The following is an 18,904-nucleotide window of genomic DNA, read 5'->3' as shown; positions in this document are numbered from 1 at the left end:
TGGGAGGCTAACAAGATGAGTTTTCAACTTCATCCCGATACAACACTTGATGTTGTTCATTTATATGTATCAAATATAAAGAAATCACTAGAGTTTTATACAGAAGTACTAAGTATGAAAATACTAAAAGAAGATGAAATGGTCGTTACATTTGGGAATGAAAATAACGAACCACTCCTGATCATTGAAGAAAAGAAAGAAGCCTTACCAAAGCAAAGAGGGAGAACGGGTTTATATCATTACGCAATTTTATTACCGAGCAGACAGGATTTAGCGAATATCCTTCGTCATCTTGTAGAAATGGTATATCCACTGCACGGCGGAGCTGACCATTACTTTAGTGAGGCCCTTTATTTAGCTGATCCAGATGGAAACGGGATTGAAATTTATCATGATCGTCAAAAAGAAGTTTGGCGTGATGAGAATGGAGAGCTACCATTTGTTAGTAACCCGTTAGCTGGTGAAGAATTATTGCAGCAAGGAAGTACATGGAACGGATTTCCAGATGGTACTGTGATGGGACATATTCATTTCCATGTAGCTGATTTGGAAGAAGCGAAACGTTTCTATGTGGATGGTCTTGGTTTTGAAGTAACGATCCCAGCTCGTAATGGGGCGCTCTTTGTATCGGCAGGTGGCTACCATCACCATATCGGTTTAAATACGTGGCAAGGTGAAGGAATACTACCGCAAATGCCAAATTCCGTTGGCTTGAAATATTTCACAATTGTATTAGCAAATGAAAAACAAAAAGAGCAAGTATGTGAAAGCTTAAAAAATATTGGCAAGATTGCTACGTACAAAGATGGAATATTACAAGTAGAGGATCCATTTGGACATTGTATCCATTTCAAAATAAAAGGAGAAGCCTAATAAAGGCTTCTCCTTTTTACTTTCTTATAATGGCTTTTTCATTTTGGACAAATAGCTCATCAAATTGCTTCGCAAGCTCAAAATCGAGTTTCGTTAAACCTTTTGCATTCCAAGATGACAAAGTAATAATGACTGCTTTATACTGGATAAGGATAAATGGGTGGTGATTATGTTCTTCTGATAGTTTGGCGGCTTCAGAGACAAATTCGACTCCTTTTAAGTAGTCGGAAAACATATATTTTCTTTCAATCCATTTTTCATCTTTTACTACCCATTTATCTAACTTCAATAATTCCTCTTGAACTTCTTCTTCAGTTAATCGTAGCATCATTTTTCACATCCTTTACTGGAAGTAGCGTAAGACCATTGTTAATAAGACGTGTCACAGCTTCATCAGTTGTGAAAGTAGAAAGTTGTTGTAATAATGCTTCTGATGTTTCATGCCCTTTGTTATGTTCTAAAAGCAATTCTAATATTTCAAGGCGAAGTAACCATTCTTTCGGATACAATTTATTTAATACCTCTTGAATTGCTACTAATTGCTCGATATGCGCGTCGTGTAAAATACCTTCATTTCGAATGTCACGAACGGTTTGATACATACGTTCAAGTTCATTCAGTACAAGTGGAGCAGGTATTTTTTGAACTTCTTCATCCGTTGGGAAAAATGCTGCAGCATCTGCGGCACCTGGGAATACCGAAGTAATTGTTGAACCAACAGCCATATCAAATGCGCCCCATGAAGCATCAAATAAAACGCGGTCGTTATAAGTAACTGTGCAACTGATAAAGGAAATAAGCGCAATTTTTTTATCGTTTTTTACAATATCAGTCACTGTTCCTTTTACATGAATACCACTTGCAAAAGTAAACTCAGCAACATTTCCAATTGTAATTCCTAATGATTGTAATTGTTCATCTGTACAATTTTCTAATGCAATATTTTCAGTGAGTAATCCAATTGGTGTTCCAAACCCGTCACTGTGTACAGACGTAGAATGATTCGCTAGCTGTTTATTGTGAATTGCTAATGCTGTTGGCGAACTCGTTCGCATGTAGATCAATTCACCTGCATCGTTTTCAATTGTCTCGGTAAATGTGCCTGTAATTTGTAATCCGCTATTTAATTCAGCAGTTGCATGATTTTCAGAGCGAATTGCTTTTTCTAATCCTTCTTTACCACCTGTTTTAAAGGCCATCGTTTCAGAGAATTTCTCAAGTGCTTCTGTTAATTCTTCAAATGATTCGCAAACAAATAGTTGTGGTTGCATTTTTGTTACGTCATAAGTTGTACTTGTACATGCCTCTATAGAGAATGGAACCTTTTCTACAGCGTCTGTTAAGCAATGTTTGCTTTCGCCAACAGAAGAAAGGAGACCAGCACCATATATTTTTGGAACATCTATATTTCCGATTAATCCATATTCTACTGTCCACCAGAAAAGACGTGAAATTTGTTCCGCTTCTGATAAGCCAGAAACTAACTTTTGTTTTTCAAGTACATTATTCTCAGCAGCTGTAACTTCATCAGGAGTAGAAGTAGGGCTTTCTTTTACAATTGTTAATGTACGAACAGCTTCGAATGCATCATGTTCTTCTTTTGTTGAGAAAGCTTTTGCACCAATTTGTCCAAATCGTTTCACATATTTTGCATATGTAGGATCAAGTAAAATAGGTGCGTGTCCTGCTGCTTCGTGTACAATATCTGGAGCTGGTGTATACTCGATATTCTCTACCTTGCGAATATCTGTTGCGATTGGTAATAATCCGTGTCCTTGAAAATCGAAGAAGGCTACGCCAGGAATAAGCCCGTCAATCGTTACAGCACCCCAGCCGCTTGGTGCTAAACACTCATTCATTTCTTCTACCTTTGGAATTGCATCTATATTAATACCAGATGATTGTAATCCGTTCACATAGGCTGGATGAGCAACGTCTTTTAAGAAACTATGATTTTGTCTCATAATGTAACGCCACACAGCGTGATTCACCGGTGTATATTGATCATAATGCTGTGTGGATACGAATGGTTTTAAATGCGATGGAATTTCTGTTTTCTTTGTCATTTAGACATCCTCCTTTTTTTAAATAAAATTAAGTATCGGTTTCGTATAGCTTGTATCACCCCCTTTCAAAATTGTAAGCGCTTATAAAATTTTATCATAAGATTCGGAATTATTTAACATTTGTTTCTGTGAGAAATAGAAAAAGCCCCTATCGGAAAATCCGATAGGGGCGAAAGAATCGCGGTACCACCCTATTTGTAAGTGAAAATATACTTACATCTCAATTAATGATAACGGAAAAACTCCGTCTTTTCCTTCATGCCTATAAGCACTACGAAAAAGAAGCTCCAGAATTGTAATTCATACTTATATATGTGCTAATTTCCACCGACCATTAGCTCTCTGTAACAGGGATATAAGACACTACTGCGATTCTTTCAACGCGTATATTATGAAATTATGTAAAAGGATGGACGCAAAAAAGTCCCTATCGGAAAATCCGATAGGGACGATAAAAATCGCGGTACCACCCTATTTGTAAACAAGTAATTGTTTACCACTCACTTTAAGATAACGGAAAGATCCGTCTTTCTCTTCATGCATAAAAAGCATTACGGGAAAGAAGCTCCAGAATTGTAATTCACGCTTGTATATGTACTGATTTGCACCAACCATCAGTTCTCTGAGACAGGGATATAAGTCGCTACTAGTATTCCTTCAAAGCCGATATATAATTCGTTCAACTAAACTATGTTTTGTATTATAAAACTATATTAAAAAAATTGTCAACAATAATTTTTTATTTCACATCTAAATCAACATTTAAATTAGATGTATTTCCAGCTGCATCAGTTGCTACAATATGAATTGTATTCTTTCCTTCTTGTAATTGACTACGATCGAAATAAATGCTGTAATTTTTCTCCCAAGGATTTAGGAACACACTTTCCCATACACCATTTCCGTTGATTTCATATTGCATTCTCACTGGAATACCAGGTGCTACCCAACCAGATTCTGTCATCCAATCTAGCAGGATATCATCCACTTTTCCTGTAATTACAAGGTTTTCTTGGTCAACTTCGTATGTTAACTTAGGTGCAGTTCGATCAAGAAATACAGCAGCTGTTTGTTTCGTTTCCCCACCAGAATTAGAGGCAACTGCTTCGATTTGGTATAGACCGTCAGCTAACGGAGTACCATCTGTTTTTGTACCATTCCATTTGAAAGGTTTGTATCCAGCTGTTTCATTTTTAGCTTGATGGATAATCCCTTGGTACGTTACACGTTCTTTTGTAACTAAATTTGCATGCAATGTTACATCATCTACAGGTGCAACTAAATAGTAGTTGATGAGATTATCGTCTAATATTTGGTCACCATTTGGACTAAAAGTAGAATTAATAATTTCGAGTCCATCTATACGTTTGTAATCTTTAGGATCGATACTAAATGTAAATGGAATGCGAGTTTCTTCATTCTTACCTTGTTCTTTTACATACACATTTCCAGTATATACACCTTGGGGTAGCGAACTATCGACAGTGATAGTAAATGGTTTTTCGGTACTACTATTCGGCTGTATGCTAATCGATGAAGGTACAGAAGTTTTTACTTTTGTTTTTGTGTTTGCATCTAGCAATTCCACACGAGTTGAAAAACTTTTCTTTTTACTAGATAGATTTTGTAACGTAATATTTTGCGTCAGTTTTACTTTACCACTGTTTGGCTTAATAAGACCGAAGCTCACATTGTTAGGTTTGACTAATACATCTGTTTGAGCTGCTTTCGGGATGTTAATTAAACCAGATCCTTGCGCCATGACAGGATATGTATTTTCATTTACATCTTTTAAAGTTTTTGCTGTATTGGCAAGAGATGCTTTCAATTGTTCTGGCGTCCAATCAGGGTGCATTTGACGTAATAAAGCAACAGCTCCAGCTACTTGAGGGGCAGCCATACTGGTTCCGTTGTGAGACTCATAGCCACCTCTAGGTACAGTACTCGTAATTTGTACTCCTGGTGCAACGATATCTGGTTTTATAAGCCAACTACCTTGTGATGGTCCTCTAGAACTAAAGTTACCAATTAATTCAGTTGGAACTGGTTGTCCAATTTTTATATTTTTCTTGCGCTTTGTAATTAAGTTTTTTAGCTCTTCACCATTTGAATTTGATAATTGCATAACTGGAAGAGCTAGATTTTCTCGTGCAAAGTATTCAGGCATAATATTGATTTCTTTTTCGTTAGAAATTAATAGTACACCAATTGCACCAGCTTGTTTCGCTTGTTCAGCTTTTACTAACGTACTTGAAGTACCTTGTAAAACAAGTGCAAACTTTCCTTTCACATCTTGTTTTGCATAATCGCTTGGATTACCATAGCCAACATATACAAGTGGAGAATCATTACCTATTGGGAAATCCGATCTTGATAACGGTAATCCTTGATATGTTTTGGTAGAACCAGCTACTTGGAATGTTGGAAACGGGATAGAAACTGTAGATGCTCCAACTGATATAACACTACTTGCATTGGCGGGGGCATCAACAGACCACGGTTTTGGGCCATCATTTCCATTTGAAACGACTGCAGTAACCCCAAGCTTTGCTGCACGTTCTAACGTTAAAGTTACAGGTTGATCAGGTACATTTAAATCTTGTCCAAGAGACAGATTTAACACATCAGCACCATCTTGAATTGCTCGTTCAATACCTTGAATAATATCGTCTGTTGTACCAGTTCCACCGTCATTCATGACACGATAGGCTAAAATAGAAGCGTTTGGAGCAACGCCCTTAATTTTTCCATTACCAGCAATAATTCCTGCTACATGAGTACCATGTACGTTACCATCCATAGGATCATTATCTTCATCGACTGTGTCATATCCACCAATATAATTTGCTTTTAAGTCAGGATGTGTATAGTCTACGCCAGAATCGATAATTGCTACTTTCATCCCTTTTCCATCAAGAGGTTTGCCAGATGGGTCTTTTAAATTCCACGCTTCAGTTGCACCAATTGTCGGTCCGCCGATGTTTGGTGCTTCTTCATTAGTAGTACTTTTTGATGTTTCATGTAGTTTATATGTTAAGTTCGGATAGACTGCTTTTACTTCAGGTAAAGAAGCAAGAGCAGTAATTTGATCTCCAGGAACTGAAATAGAGAATCCGGAAAATAACGTATTATACACTTCTTTAATTTTTGCACCAGGTGCTTTTTCTTTTATTTTCTTAGTCGTATCTTCTTGTGCTTTTTTTAGCTCGGCATGATAAGACTGTGCATGATTACTTTGTAAATCTGGAGCATGCTGAATATTACCTTGTGCTGCGAGAGGTGCATGTTGCAATTCTACAATGACTGAAATTTCTTTTGCAGTTTTTGTTTCAACATTTTGCGCAATTTTATTTTCTCCCCACTGTTCAATCGTTGTTTTTAGTTGTGGACTAAATTGCTTCTCCTTTTGCAGTGATTCAGCATGTGCGCTTAAAGCTCCAAAACTGGAAAAGACGAGCGCCATACTTAATAGTGTAGATGTAGTTTTTTTCATTGAAACTCCCCCTGATAAAAAGTGCTAATATTCAGAAAAATAACCTTGCAAATTTATCCGACTTTAATGGGCAGTAAGACCCCCACCTCAAAATGCAGCGAAAGCAAAGAAGTTAGGTGGGGGCCGGGCTGCCCATAAAAGTCCGATTGGTTCAACTAATAATCAGTGGGGGATGAAGAAAACCCCCACTGATTAAAGTTTCACTTTATCCCGAATTACATAATCGGATGTTAGCTAAACTATATTTTCGACATAATTCATACCAATCCTCTATGAATTTGAAATTTCTTGGGAAATTTTTTCTGATTATGTCGAATAGGTATTTTTTACATATTGTAGGTGGACATTGAGGAATGCTAGGAAGGAAATGGAGGGGTGTTATGAAAAAGGTTATAGTAAGTGCCATCGTAGTATTATTTATATTTTTAAGTTCAATTACTATTATTAAAGCAGAAAATAGTGGTGTGAAAATTGCTTTTGTTCGTCATCATGACCTTTGGATTAAAATTGATGGAAAGGAAAAACAAATAACAAAAGGTGAATACATAATAGGGCCGAAATGGTCTCATGATGGAGAATGGATTGCCTATGTTAAAGGGAAGAAACAAAACACCTTGGAATTGTACCGACTGGAAGATGGAAAAAAAGTTAGGCCATTGCAATCTGAAGTATCAAATTATCAATGGTCACCGAAAGAGAATACAATTGCATTTGTATTTGCGAATACGTTAAATACGTTTGATGTTCAAAAAAAGAATGTGGATTTTGAAAATGTATCGGCAGGTGTAGGAGATTATGCATGGTATCCTGATGGAAAGAAGTTTTTTGTATCCTCTGAAGCACACTTACTTCCAACAGGATGGACAGGAGCACAGCTATATGAAGTGCAAAAAGATGCCCATATGAACCCTCATAAAATGAAACATTTGTATGCATTGCCAAATGAACATGATGATTTCCTAGCGCTAGTTGCAAGTGGCTTTAAGTGGTCACCAGATCAAAAGTGGATTTCATTTTTAGCAGTACCGACAGCTTCATGGTCAGCTGATAGTAATACGCTTTGCTTAGTTCGTGCAGATGGCAGTCGGTTTGAAAAAGTAGATCAAATGTTATTAAACGCACAATGGTTTCAATGGTCACCATCAAAAAATATATTAGCTTATATTGAAGGGAGCGGAAGAGTTGCGTTAGAGAATAAACATTTAAAAGTAAAAGAACTGCCGGCACTTCAGCAAAATACTTTTACGCCGAAAGGATATGTCGATTGGGATTTTGCATGGAAGAACGATAACATAATTATCGTCTCTCGAGCAAAAGAGGGAGGATTTGAAACATTGCCAGAAAAAAGGCCACTACCATCTTTATATGAGGTTGATAGTACAAGCAATGTACAGCATCGAATCACAAAGCCACCTCATAAGCAGGGTGATTATCATCCAATCTTTATGAAGAAGAGCAATCAATTAATATGGATACGTTCAGACCGTAAGAAAGCAGATGTATGGCTTGCTCATAGAGATGGAAAGCATGAAATGAAGTGGATTGAAAATATAGATGTACCAGAGTGGTATTATGAGAAATGGAATTGGGGAAATGTTATCTCGGTAAAAGAAGAATAAAAAATGTGCCTAAAAGATAATTTTAGGCACATTTTTTATTGGTTATTTATGCGTTTTATTTGGCTTTTTTTTCGCTGGGTTGCCGTTTCCCTGACGCTTTCTGTTCTGTTCATCTTTTGCTTGTTTTTCATGCAGTGTATCTAAAAAATCATTCGAGTTACTCATTTTTCTATCGCTCCTTTCATTTCGTCCTAATTACTATAACCATTTAGGAGGATAATCATGAGATGAAAGTTAAGCACTTAGTTTTCTTCGATAGTATACGTAAAATATACCATACGTAATAAATAGCATAAATAAAATTTGTAATTCTACATTTTCTTTTAAAATAGTTGCGATAGAAGATGGTAAGTAAGGTGATGTATCGCTCGTTCCTGCACCTAACCATTTGTTTAAGAGGTTAATGGTACAAAACATAAAAACACCAGACCAGCTTGCAATAATTGCTTTCTGTTTAATTTTTGTTTCCCGTTCATCATCTGTAATCCAAGGATTAGCAGTTTTATCACTGCTGAAAAATCCGTTTATATATCCCCATATAATCATGCCAATTAAGATGGTTATCCATTTCATATGTATGCTTCTCCTCTCCCCTGTAAAAAATATTTGACATATACAATTGTAATGTTTTCCAATTATTTATGTCAAATATTTTTTACATATCGGTTTTGTATATAGCAGGAATAAAGGATCAAATAGGGAAGAAATATGTGAGAGAATTTCATAGTGAGAGGAGGATGGGCATGAAATTCGTCTTTGTTCGGCACGGTGAAGGAGAACATACAAAAGATTTGCCGGCAAGTTTACAAAAGTTGAATCCATCATTAACAGATGAGGGAAGGAATCAAGCTAAATTACTTCAATGCAATGTACCCTTGCAAGAAACGGATATATTAATCGCTAGCCCTACACTTAGAACTTTGCAAACGGCGGCGATATGGAGTGAGAAGGTAGCTTGTCAAAAAATTGTCCATCCATATGTATCCCCGCGTATTTTTCCTTATCGAGAAGGAGCGAAAACATTACCATGTGATCACATAGTAGATCAGGGAATAATAACAAATTCATTTCCACATTTTTCGATAGAGAAAAACACAAATCAGCAGTTATGGACGGAAGGTATAAATACTATTTCAGAACATAGCTTTCAGCAAATAGTAGATGAATTTCTTCTTTTATGTTATGAGCTCGGTGCGGAAAGAGTTTGCATTGTATCTCACGACGGGACAATTACAGCATATAGGAAATATTTACAGAAGGTCGTTTTAACTAGAGCTGATTTTTTGCAAGAAACGGGTATATATGAAATGGATGTATCCCTTAAAAGTTGGATTGAGGAGATCTAATGATAGGATGGAGGGTGTATGTTGAATGTTGCACTAGTAGTTGGCTTTAATTCGGATTTAGAGGCGCAATCAATCAGAGCATCACTTGAATATTTTGGGGCGAAAGTTATAACGTACTGGATCGGTAGACCGAAAGAGTTCGTCGATATTCTTTCTGGAAACGGTTTATATAATGATATCGATTATGTTGTCTTTTGCTTCCATGGCGAGGAAGGAAAATTTGTCATGGAAGAGTTAGGTGAAGATATATATGAACAAGATGAACCGCGGGGATACTTTGGTGCAGCAGAAATTTATAAATATGCAAAATTGCATAATGTAAATATTGTAAATAGTGGGTGTACGTTAGGGGAGCGAAAATTAGCAGAATCTTTCTTACGTAGTGGCGCAAAATCGTATATTGGATCAATAGATTATGTAGATGGGAATGCAGCACTTATGTTTACAATACGCTTATTTTACGGGCTTATTAACCATGAAAAAACGTTAGGAGAGGCTTTTGAAGAAGCACGGTTAATTGATAAAGAGACACATACATTTCAATTATATAAGTAGTGTGAAACACGTTTATTCTATATTCGAATAAACGTGTTTCACATTTAACTCACATTTTTTTTACATTTTCTTCAATGAAAACCATTATCACTTATGGTATGATATGTTCAAGTTTTTACAGGTAATAAAAGTTACTATATAAACGTTAGTTTTTAATGTTTTATACACATGTCACGGATTATTCATAATTAACGTTTGAAAAATAAGTAACTAATGTTATTATATTATCTGTAACTAACTTAATTACAACTTTAGGAGGAAGATATGGTTATTCAATTTTTAAGAGAAAACAAAGCAGTTTCTTTTGTGTTAGCGGTAATTCGAGTGTATCTTGGTTACACATGGTTAATGGCTGGAATCGGTAAACTACAAGGAAAAGGATTCGATGCAACTGGTTATTTACAAGGTGCAATTGAAAAATCTAAAGGAGCACAACCGGCTGTTCAATCTTGGTGGGCATCATTTTTACAAGATTTCGCAATTCCAAACGTTGATCTATTTAATACACTTGTAACGTGGGGAGAAATTTTAGTCGGAATTGGTTTAATTGTAGGATGTTTAACAAAAACAGCGGTCTTTTTCGGTCTTGTAATGAACTTTTCCTATATGTTTAGTGGGTCAATTGGTGTGAATCCTGAAATGGTTATTTTATCAATGTTCGTTCTAGTTTCTGGTATGAATGCTGGTAAATTTGGAATAGATGGTTTCGTTATTCCGAAAGTATTAGGTTCAAAAACTCAAAAACGCCAAAAGCAAGCTGCTTAATATATGAAAGCGGGTATCTCAAAATGAGATACCCGCTTATTTTTCAGCTATTATAGGGTTTTTGTCAAAGAAGTCTTTCACATACCCTACAAACTCCTGTGGTTCCTGACGAAATGGTGCGTGATAACCTTTTTCGATAATATGGAAAGTACTATTTTTTAAAAATTGATGATACGTTTCTCCCTCTTTCCAAGAAACGCTACTATCATTTCTTCCCCATATAATTAAGGTTGGCTGTTTTATTTCATCTGCATTAATTTGAAGACGTCTCGGCCATAATTTCATTTTATTGTAATGCTCTTCATCATTACGTTTAAATTTCACTTTGCTCTCATCATAATCTGCAATAGCAGAAACGGTATTTAAATCAGTCGACAACTGTGGTCTTGGTGATCCTTGTTTATTAACGAGTGTATGAGGACCGCCTGTAGCATCAGTTAAAATAAGGTGGGTAACGGCTTCTGGATATAAATATGTTAAATTAAGAGAAATTTCTCCACCCATTGAGTGGCCCAGTATTGCAAACGAATCGTAACCTAGTTTTTTCATTAATTTATAATACAAATTTGCATGGGTTGGGAAAGAATAATAAAAATCCATTGGCTTTGATGAGCGTCCGAAGCCTAAAGCATCTACAGAAATAATTGTATGATTTTTTGCTAAGTCTGAGTAAATCTTTTGAAAACCATCTGATGATCCCCCAAATCCATGGATCATAAGTAAAGGTGGTTTTTCATTACCAATCTTTTTGAAGTAAATGGTTTGACCATCTATTTCTATCATTTTTTCCTCGGTAGCTAGTTTTGCTGTAAGTGTATTTTTAACTTGTTTTACTTGTTCTACTGGTTTTTCTGCTGCACTACATCCTACTAATAGTGTAAGAGTAAGACAACCTACCATAAAATAGCTAAATCGCCTCAATTAGGTGTCCCCTTTCTAACATAACGCTGTATCTATCATAGCAAATAGCATATTACGATTTCCAGGAAGTTGGCTACCATTTTTGATCATAAGAGGTGAAAGGAGCGTTTCTTGGAAATTTTCTGTTTGAAGCAATTTGCGAAATGAAAATTGTGAATGTGGGACATCAATCCTTACTGTGCCATTCCAACATTCACATATCTTTTGTAGTAATTGAATAGCATCTTCTTCTCGTTTGGCGATAAGTGGATTGATACATAATATATTACCTTTTTGTATGCATAAGGAAAAAGCTTCTATACAGTTATGTCTCTCAATTTTAAAAGAGTGACTTGTTCTTGGTAATAGTAATGAATACAGTAAAGAACGATCGGCACCAGTTGTACTTTGATCGAGAGAAATAAGCGATATAATGTCTTTTTCTTTTACTTGTTGCGTATGAGTAATATGTGTTTTAGTAGTTTGTTTCTCAAAACGATGAATCGTCGTTACTGTTTGAAATCCGCATGATGTATAAAGAGGCTCACCAGCTTTTGTTGCAATAAGTGCAATTGGTTGTTTTGGGTGAGTGTGTGCTAAGCAATGATTTAGCAATGTTCGCCCGATGCCCTGGCCTTGAAAATCAGGATGGACGATTAACATGCCAATAGTAGAAAAACTATCTTTAAAAGGAAATACTCCTCCAGTTGCAATCAGCTTATTGTCATGCATATAACCGATAAGTGTGCCAAGAGAAAAGTACATTTCAAATTGTTTTTTCATAAATGTTTTCTCTTGTAACCATCCAACAGCTTTACAAAGGTCGAGTAGATCGAAAATAAAAGATTCATCTAGCTGTATTGTTTTCATAAATGCTCACCACATTTCTATTAATTTTTATAAAAGTAGATGGAAAATGTTAAATAAGAGATTTACGTTAAATGAAATCCAACTTGTTTATATTTTGATTGTAAAGGTGAAGATGGTTGATATAAAAAGACAAACTTATACAAATTATAACTGATATTTACATAAGTTAACAAAAAATTTACATATAACTAATTTTCTCTTAATAGTCTTCTATTAAATTTGATAGTGGGAAATGAATAACCTAATTAGGGGGACAAGACAGTGAAAAAGTTTGTGAAAAAAGCATGGCCATTTGCAGTTGTGGCATCATTAGCAGTTACTTCGGTAGCAACATGGAATTTTACACGTTCTAATGAAGTGAGTGCAGATGAGAACGGAAGCAATGCAAAGATTAAAAATGTCATTGTATTAATTGGGGATGGTATGGGCCCTTCATATATGACAGCTCACCGTTATATGAAAGATAATCCAAAAACTTTTGAGATGGAATCTACAGAGTTTGATAAGCATCTTGTAGGAACACAAAAGACATATCCAGAAGATGAACATGAAAATATCACAGACTCTGCATCTGCAGCAACAGCTATGTCAGCAGGAATTAAAACATATAATGCGGCAATTGCAGTTGATAATGATAAAGCAGAAGTGAAAACTGTTCTTGAACAAGCGAAAGAAAAGGGGAAATCGACAGGACTCGTTGCTACTTCTGAAATTACACATGCTACACCAGCTGCTTTCGGTGCGCATGACATTAGTCGTAAAAATATGGACGCAATTGCAAATGATTATTTTGATGAGAAAATCAAAGGGAAGCATAAAGTAGATGTTATGCTTGGCGGCGGCGTAAAAAACTTTGTTAGAAAAGATCGCAATCTTACAGAAGAGTTTAAGAAATCTGGTTATAGCTACGTAACAGATCGAGATCAATTGTTAAATGATAAAAATGATCAAATCCTTGGTTTATTTGCACCAGGCGGTTTAGATAAAATGATTGACCGTAATGAGAAGACACCTTCATTAGAAGAAATGACAAATGCAGCAATTGAGCGTTTGAACAAAAATAAAAAAGGTTTCTTCTTAATGGTTGAAGGAAGTCAAATTGACTGGGCGGGACATGATAATGATATCGTTGGCGCAATGAGTGAAATGGAAGACTTTGAAAAAGCATTTAAAGCAGCGATTGAGTTTGCGAAAAAAGATAAAAATACGTTAGTCGTTGCAACGGCAGACCACGCTACTGGTGGATTATCTTTAGGTGCAAATGGTGAGTATAACTTTAAAGTAGATCCAATTAAAGCTGCAAAACGCACACCAGACTTTATGGCAAATGAGATTGCAAACGGTGCAAATGTAGAAGAAACATTGAAAAAATATATTGATTTACAATTAACACCAGAAGAAATTAAAGCGGTAAATGATATTGCTCCTTCAAAAGATGTAACAAAGATTGATAATGCGATTGAAGATATTTTCAATAAGCGTTCGGTTACAGGATGGACAACAGGTGGACATACAGGAGAAGATGTAAACGTATATGCATTTGGCCCTGGTAAATACTTGTTCTCTGGCGTTCAAGAGAATACAAATATCGCTAAACGTGTCTTTGATATTGTTGGCGGTGGCGATCCGAATAAAGGAAGACGCTAATTATAAACGAAAGTGAGGCGAAATGCCTCACTTTTCTTTTTAGGAGATGGGAAGATGAGAGCTTTTTTCATAGGGATAGTATCCTTTCTAATAGGTGTATTATTGCTAGTTGGATGTCAATCCAAAGAGAATCAGATAGAACAAAAAGCTACTACTACAAAAGCTGAAGGAAAGGTACAAATAACGAAAGAAGAAGAGAAAACGATTCAAGGTGTGATAGAGAAATTTGTACGGACGACAAATGAAAAAAATCTTACTGAACATATGGAGTTATTTTCAAAGAACATGCCTAGTGCTGAAGACTTAAAAACGCAAAAAGAAGCAGCTTTTCAAAAGGGAAATAAAAAAATTGAATTGGAACATATAGACATAAAAGCTAGTAAAGCAGGATATGTTGTTGTTGAAACAAAAGAAAAGGAAATAGAAGGAGAGGTCACTATTCAGAAGAAAGTACAGTATGCACTTGGAAAAGAAGAGGATGGCTGGAAAATTGAAGAGGTTCGCACGATAGAGAAGAAATAAAGTGAAACTTTCCGTAAATAGCGCAAAAAAGGTTCTCATTGGCGAGAACCTTTTTTTATAGTGGTAACATAATTTGATCTGAGCATGCCTCGATATCATCAATATCTTGGCGAATGGTTGCCATTTTATTATCAAGATCTTCAGCTTTCATTGCGGCATCATGTAGTTCATCTTTTAAATACTCAGGTATTTTCCCTTCATATTTATAATAAAGTTTATGTTCTAAACTTGCCCAAAAGTCCATTGCGAGCGTACGTAACTGAATTTCTGCAAAGACTTCTTTTGTACCAGAATTCAGTGATAAAGGATATTTAATAATCATGTGTAAACTTTTATATCCATTTTGTTTTGGATTAGCGATATAATCTTTTACCTCTATGATTTCCATATCTTCACGCTTTTGAATAACTTCTTTCAAATGATAGATATCTTCTACGAAGCAACATGTAATACGAATGCCGATGATGTCTTGTAAATGCGTTTGCGCATTTTCAACTGTCGGTAATAAATTTTTACGTTCAAGCTTTTTAATAATACTTTCAGGTTGTTTTAATCTTGTTTTTATATGTTCAAACGGGTTGTAATCCTCTAAAAATTGGGCTTCCCGGTTCATAATTTCAAATTTAGTTTTTAACTCTTCTAAAGCAAATGTATATGGTAGTACAAAAGCTTTCCAGTAGTTAACTGTTGATTGATTATATTCCATTTATATACACACCTTTTCCTATTTACAAGTGAGGTTGTTATTATACTAAATACCAAAGCATATAAGCGCAAGCAGCAAATGATGAGATCATAAAGCGATATTTAGTTTTCATACTTTCAACTCCTTTCAAATAAAATTCTATATGAATAAACGTGATTGTTAATAAATTCACTATGTACAATTTCTATAGTAATAGATTCGTGTGAATTTCGTATGAACTAATTGTTTCAGCTTTTTGTCTTTTTTTTGTAAATCATCATTATTATCCATAATTTAAAGTGTTTTCATTTGATTTATTCAATTGTATAAATTATTGTATATTTGAATTTATGGTTATTAGGGGGCTATACGGTGAATTTTGAAGAATTAGCAATTGCTAGACGTTCTGCAATGAAATTTGTACAAGGAATAGAAATCCCAGATGAGGATTTTAAAAAAATATTTGAGCTAACAAAGCTTTCTCCATCTTGTTACAATTTGCAACATACACATTATGTTGTAATTCGTGATCAAGAGCGCAAAGAAAGATTAAAAGAGTTAGCTTTTAGGCAATATAAAGTATCGAGTGCATCTGCGGTAATACTTGTTTGTGGTGACAAGAGAGCATACCAAAATGTCGAAAATATTTATTTCGGTATGAAGGTTTTAAAGATGATTGATGAATGTGAGTATGAAGATACAATTAGGCAAACGAAAGGGTTATATGAAGGAAAAGGAGAACGCTTCATGGAAGAGGAAGCGATTAGAAATGCTTCGTTAAGTGCGATGACTTTTATGTACGCAGCTAAATATTATGGATATGATACGTGTCCAATGATCGGTTTTGATGAAAAAGCAGTACAAAGTGAATTGAATATGCCAGAGCATGTAGTACCTGTTTTAATGATTACGATAGGAAAAAGTGATACTACTAAAATTCGTCCACGAGGATATAGAAAACCAATTAGTGAGTTTGTTACATATGAGACATTTTAATAAAAAGTATAAAGTACTAAAAATAAAAGGGGGCTGTCCCATAAGTCTCTTTCGAAGTAAGATCACATGAAATTGAAAAGGCAGAAACGTTATAAAATCAACATTTCTGCCTTTCACTTTTTATACGATTTTGGCTAAAAAGCACCTTTTGGGACAGCCTCTTTTTGTTTTGCAATTGACAAATAGAATGAAGTTATATATTATTTAAATCGTAATCATTACGTTTTAGTTTGCGATCTTTAAAAGAAAGGAGAATTACATATGCGTGTAAATATTACATTAGCTTGTACAGAGTGCGGTGATCGTAATTATATTTCTAAAAAAAATAAACGAAACAATCCAGAGCGCATCGAACTAAAAAAATATTGTCCACGATTAAAGCGAGTAACGTTACATCGTGAAACGAAGTAGAAGACTAGAGATATCTCTAGTCTTTTTTCGTTTATCCCGCTATTTGCCGGACAGTAAGACTCTTACCTCAAAATTCAGCGAAAGCAAAGAAGGTAGGTGGGGGTCTTACTGCCAGTAAAATCCCGATTGGTGAGGGCTGATTAAAGTTTCACTTTATATTTCTTTTGTTTGTTATAATTACCTTAAATTGTAATAAAGGGAGCGGTATGATGAATCAAAAAGATAAAGAAAGAAAAGAGCAAGTGGCTCATATTATTGACATTCCAGATGATTATAGGCTTGTTGTAGATGATCAAGAAGGTGTGGATGACCCATATCATCTATTATGGTGGGAACATAAAGAGGATGGGGAGAGAACAATACAGATTACGTTGAATAGACATACTGGTAATTTAATTGACTTTAGGATAGAGGATGAAAAAGATTTTTCGAACGGTAAGGAAGCGATAGAAGAGAATAAAGCAAGAGAGGTTGCAAATACATTCTTAAAAAAATATACAAAAGAAGGATATGAATTTTATACATATGTAACTGTTAAGGATGATTGGCGCGGTTGGAAAGAAGTAAATTATATACAAGAAGTGAATGGCTATCCATTGCCGAATACGGGGTGTGTTGTGCTAGTACATCCATTAGGTGATGTGATGCATTTTCATTATAATGGACAAAAAGCTATCGAGAAAAAACCGTTATGGCCAAGTGACATTGTTGAGGAGAACGTCGTCTTAGAAAGTTTGAAGGCTAGACAAGATATGAGACTTGTATTTGTAGATTTAACACACTCTTCATGTGAGTATGAAAATGGAGAAGAAGTAAAAGGGTACCGTCTTGTATATGAACCAGAGCCAAGTCATGCATTTATTGATGCAAGTACAGGTAAAGATTTGTTTGGGCCAGACCACTATAGAATAGCTTCTACAGTACCAGTTGTTAAAGCGATAAAAAACAGTGAAAGAAAAGATGTGCTCGATTTATTAGATTGGGATAAAGAAAAATTTATAAAAGTAGATGAAAAAGAGGATAGGTATGAAATTCAGATGAGATTTGTACTGGAGAAAGAATTACAAAAAGAAAGAAAAGAGAAAGATGCATATTCAATGGAGGAATTCTATAGAAAGTATTCCCCGATATTGAAACATGATAACTTCGTTGTAATTACTTTAGATAAAGAAACAAATCAATTACTTTCCTGTTTAATGTGGACGGATGAGCGAGAAAGGAAAACGCTCTTATCTAGAGACCAATGTTTAGACAAAGCACTTCAATTTTTGGAGCATATTATTCCGGATGCAACCAATTATGTTCAACTTTGGGATAATTATGAAAAAGAAGATGGAATTGAGAGATTTTCCTTTTCAATATATGTAAATGACATTCAAGTAGAGAGAAAATATATTATGATTAATATTAATACAGAGAATGGTGCTGTGATGCACTACTCTGGGGAGTCTAGCAATTTTATAAAAGAATTGCTCACATATGAAACGACACCAAAAGTAACAAAGGAAAAAGCGTTAGAAATATACAGAGGGGCCATGCAAGTTCATTTAGAATGGTTTTTAGAAAATGAGGTAGAGGAAACGAATTACGTATTACTGTATAAACAAACAACGGATGAAAATCATAAAGAATCCTTCGACTGTAGTCGAGAAATTCGTTATATTGATGCGCATACTGGGGAGAAATTTTGGAGTAAATAAACTTTTAAATAGGGAAAAAGGTCTTCGAGAGAAGACCTTTTTTTAGAAAGAACGATTATTCTTCGTATGTATCAATTTTATATAACCATTTCTGTACACTAGCAGGCGGTCCTTCTGTTCTCCACTTTATTGTACACATTCCACAAGAACAGTGAACTTTTCCTTTTGCAAAAATACCGGCAATTTCAGGAGTATATCCCCATGCGTGTTTTGCAATATTCATTTTTCGACGCATTGTACGTTGACGTTGGTGTCTTGTATAAGCACGTGTTCTTTCAAATTTCATGTTTGTAATCCCTCCTTGTAGTACAAGTAGCTTGCAAGAGCGTACAAGGAGTTCATCTCTTACAAGCTACTCGTGTACAAGAGGGAAATGAAATATTTCATATTCCACTCTCCAATCTTTTGTTTAAGTATACGTAGTGAAGCTTTATGAGACAATTATTATGCTTAAAA

General features: G+C 35.1%; 19 protein-coding genes and 2 other annotated features. Of the genes, 10 read left to right on the top strand and 9 right to left on the bottom strand.

Translation table 11 applies throughout. The annotated features are described in order from the left end of the window. The first annotated feature begins 15 nt into the window (after window positions 1-15). A complete protein-coding gene (locus MKY00_RS21710) occupies window positions 16-873 on the top strand; it encodes a VOC family protein (protein ID WP_016718514.1) in 858 nt (285 codons plus the stop codon). 16 nt (window positions 874-889) lie between these two features. On the opposite strand, the gene MKY00_RS21705 is transcribed toward MKY00_RS21710, so the two are convergent. The 3 genes from MKY00_RS21705 to MKY00_RS21695 all read right to left on the bottom strand — a co-directional run bounded on the left by MKY00_RS21705 (window position 890) and on the right by MKY00_RS21695 (window position 6,432). Further along, the gene (locus tag MKY00_RS21705) at window positions 890-1,204 is read right to left on the bottom strand and encodes a 4a-hydroxytetrahydrobiopterin dehydratase (protein ID WP_000979541.1); all 315 of its coding nucleotides are present in this window, start codon (window positions 1,202-1,204) and stop codon (window positions 890-892) included. Then, window positions 1,185-2,939, bottom strand: a complete 1,755-nt coding sequence (locus MKY00_RS21700) for an aromatic amino acid hydroxylase (RefSeq protein ID WP_016718513.1) — start codon at window positions 2,937-2,939, stop codon at window positions 1,185-1,187. Before MKY00_RS21700 ends, MKY00_RS21705 begins: the two co-directional genes overlap by 20 nt. Window positions 2,940-3,101: 162 nt before the next feature. Then, window positions 3,102-3,329, bottom strand: a binding site (T-box leader). Window positions 3,330-3,380: 51 nt separating this feature from the next. Beyond that, window positions 3,381-3,609, bottom strand: a binding site (T-box leader). Between the two features lie 69 nt (window positions 3,610-3,678). Continuing rightward, complete coding sequence (locus MKY00_RS21695; protein ID WP_016718512.1) at window positions 3,679-6,432, bottom strand: S8 family serine peptidase; 2,754 nt, start codon at window positions 6,430-6,432, stop codon at window positions 3,679-3,681. 380 nt (window positions 6,433-6,812) lie between these two features. On the opposite strand from MKY00_RS21695, the gene MKY00_RS21690 reads away from it, so the two are divergent. Further along, window positions 6,813-8,051, top strand: a complete 1,239-nt coding sequence (locus MKY00_RS21690) for an eIF2A-related protein (RefSeq protein ID WP_000756046.1) — start codon at window positions 6,813-6,815, stop codon at window positions 8,049-8,051. A 42-nt stretch (window positions 8,052-8,093) separates the two neighbouring features. On the opposite strand, the gene MKY00_RS21685 is transcribed toward MKY00_RS21690, so the two are convergent. Together MKY00_RS21685 and MKY00_RS21680 are read right to left on the bottom strand one after the other, a co-directional pair. After that, window positions 8,094-8,216: a DUF4023 domain-containing protein gene (locus MKY00_RS21685; protein WP_000071861.1), complete on the bottom strand. Its 123-nt coding sequence runs from the start codon at window positions 8,214-8,216 to the stop codon at window positions 8,094-8,096. 69 nt (window positions 8,217-8,285) lie between these two features. Further along, a complete protein-coding gene (locus MKY00_RS21680; RefSeq protein ID WP_014893505.1) occupies window positions 8,286-8,624 on the bottom strand; it encodes a hypothetical protein in 339 nt (112 codons plus the stop codon). A gap of 68 nt (window positions 8,625-8,692) precedes the next feature. Between MKY00_RS21680 and MKY00_RS21675 the strand changes: the two genes are divergently transcribed. From MKY00_RS21675 to MKY00_RS21665, 3 genes are all read left to right on the top strand, one after another. After that, window positions 8,693-9,397 (top strand): histidine phosphatase family protein, encoded by a 705-nt coding sequence (locus MKY00_RS21675; protein ID WP_141114900.1) that lies wholly within the window; start codon window positions 8,693-8,695, stop codon window positions 9,395-9,397. Window positions 9,398-9,415: 18 nt separating this feature from the next. Continuing rightward, on the top strand, window positions 9,416-9,952 hold the full coding sequence (locus tag MKY00_RS21670; protein WP_000935628.1) for a hypothetical protein: 537 nt from the start codon (window positions 9,416-9,418) through the stop codon (window positions 9,950-9,952). Window positions 9,953-10,216: 264 nt separating this feature from the next. Next, window positions 10,217-10,717 (top strand): DoxX family protein, encoded by a 501-nt coding sequence (locus MKY00_RS21665; protein ID WP_000236600.1) that lies wholly within the window; start codon window positions 10,217-10,219, stop codon window positions 10,715-10,717. Window positions 10,718-10,753: 36 nt separating this feature from the next. On the opposite strand, the gene MKY00_RS21660 is transcribed toward MKY00_RS21665, so the two are convergent. Next, the gene (locus MKY00_RS21660) at window positions 10,754-11,638 is read right to left on the bottom strand and encodes an alpha/beta fold hydrolase (protein ID WP_016718509.1); all 885 of its coding nucleotides are present in this window, start codon (window positions 11,636-11,638) and stop codon (window positions 10,754-10,756) included. Between the two features lie 15 nt (window positions 11,639-11,653). Then, on the bottom strand, window positions 11,654-12,487 hold the full coding sequence (locus MKY00_RS21655; protein WP_016718508.1) for a GNAT family N-acetyltransferase: 834 nt from the start codon (window positions 12,485-12,487) through the stop codon (window positions 11,654-11,656). Between the two features lie 261 nt (window positions 12,488-12,748). Between MKY00_RS21655 and MKY00_RS21650 the strand changes: the two genes are divergently transcribed. Further along, window positions 12,749-14,134 carry an alkaline phosphatase gene (locus MKY00_RS21650; RefSeq protein WP_016718507.1) on the top strand — a complete coding sequence of 462 codons (1,386 nt, stop codon included), beginning with the start codon at window positions 12,749-12,751 and terminating at the stop codon, window positions 14,132-14,134. 54 nt (window positions 14,135-14,188) lie between these two features. Further along, entirely contained in the window at window positions 14,189-14,656 is a 468-nt protein-coding gene (locus MKY00_RS21645; RefSeq protein ID WP_016718506.1) for a hypothetical protein, read from the top strand. 55 nt (window positions 14,657-14,711) lie between these two features. On the opposite strand, the gene MKY00_RS21640 is transcribed toward MKY00_RS21645, so the two are convergent. Next, window positions 14,712-15,362 (bottom strand): GTP pyrophosphokinase, encoded by a 651-nt coding sequence (locus MKY00_RS21640; protein ID WP_000456217.1) that lies wholly within the window; start codon window positions 15,360-15,362, stop codon window positions 14,712-14,714. Between the two features lie 351 nt (window positions 15,363-15,713). Between MKY00_RS21640 and MKY00_RS21635 the strand changes: the two genes are divergently transcribed. The 3 genes from MKY00_RS21635 to MKY00_RS21625 all read left to right on the top strand — a co-directional run bounded on the left by MKY00_RS21635 (window position 15,714) and on the right by MKY00_RS21625 (window position 18,448). Continuing rightward, entirely contained in the window at window positions 15,714-16,337 is a 624-nt protein-coding gene (locus tag MKY00_RS21635; protein ID WP_016718505.1) for a nitroreductase family protein, read from the top strand. A gap of 261 nt (window positions 16,338-16,598) precedes the next feature. Beyond that, window positions 16,599-16,748: a 50S ribosomal protein L33 gene (gene rpmG, locus MKY00_RS21630; RefSeq protein WP_001265617.1), complete on the top strand. Its 150-nt coding sequence runs from the start codon at window positions 16,599-16,601 to the stop codon at window positions 16,746-16,748. Window positions 16,749-16,954: 206 nt separating this feature from the next. Further along, window positions 16,955-18,448, top strand: a complete 1,494-nt coding sequence (locus MKY00_RS21625) for a YcdB/YcdC domain-containing protein (RefSeq protein WP_029141196.1) — start codon at window positions 16,955-16,957, stop codon at window positions 18,446-18,448. Between the two features lie 55 nt (window positions 18,449-18,503). On the opposite strand, the gene MKY00_RS21620 is transcribed toward MKY00_RS21625, so the two are convergent. Continuing rightward, on the bottom strand, window positions 18,504-18,734 hold the full coding sequence (locus tag MKY00_RS21620; RefSeq protein WP_000667453.1) for a hypothetical protein: 231 nt from the start codon (window positions 18,732-18,734) through the stop codon (window positions 18,504-18,506). Between the last annotated feature and the right edge of the window lie 170 nt (window positions 18,735-18,904).

The sequence above is a fragment of the Bacillus sp. FSL R9-9834 genome (genome assembly GCF_038006905.1).
GTDB lineage: Bacteria > Bacillota > Bacilli > Bacillales > Bacillaceae_G > Bacillus_A > Bacillus_A pacificus.
The sequence above is the reverse complement of the archived record's forward strand: the minus strand, read 5'-3'. Positions and strand labels throughout refer to the sequence as shown.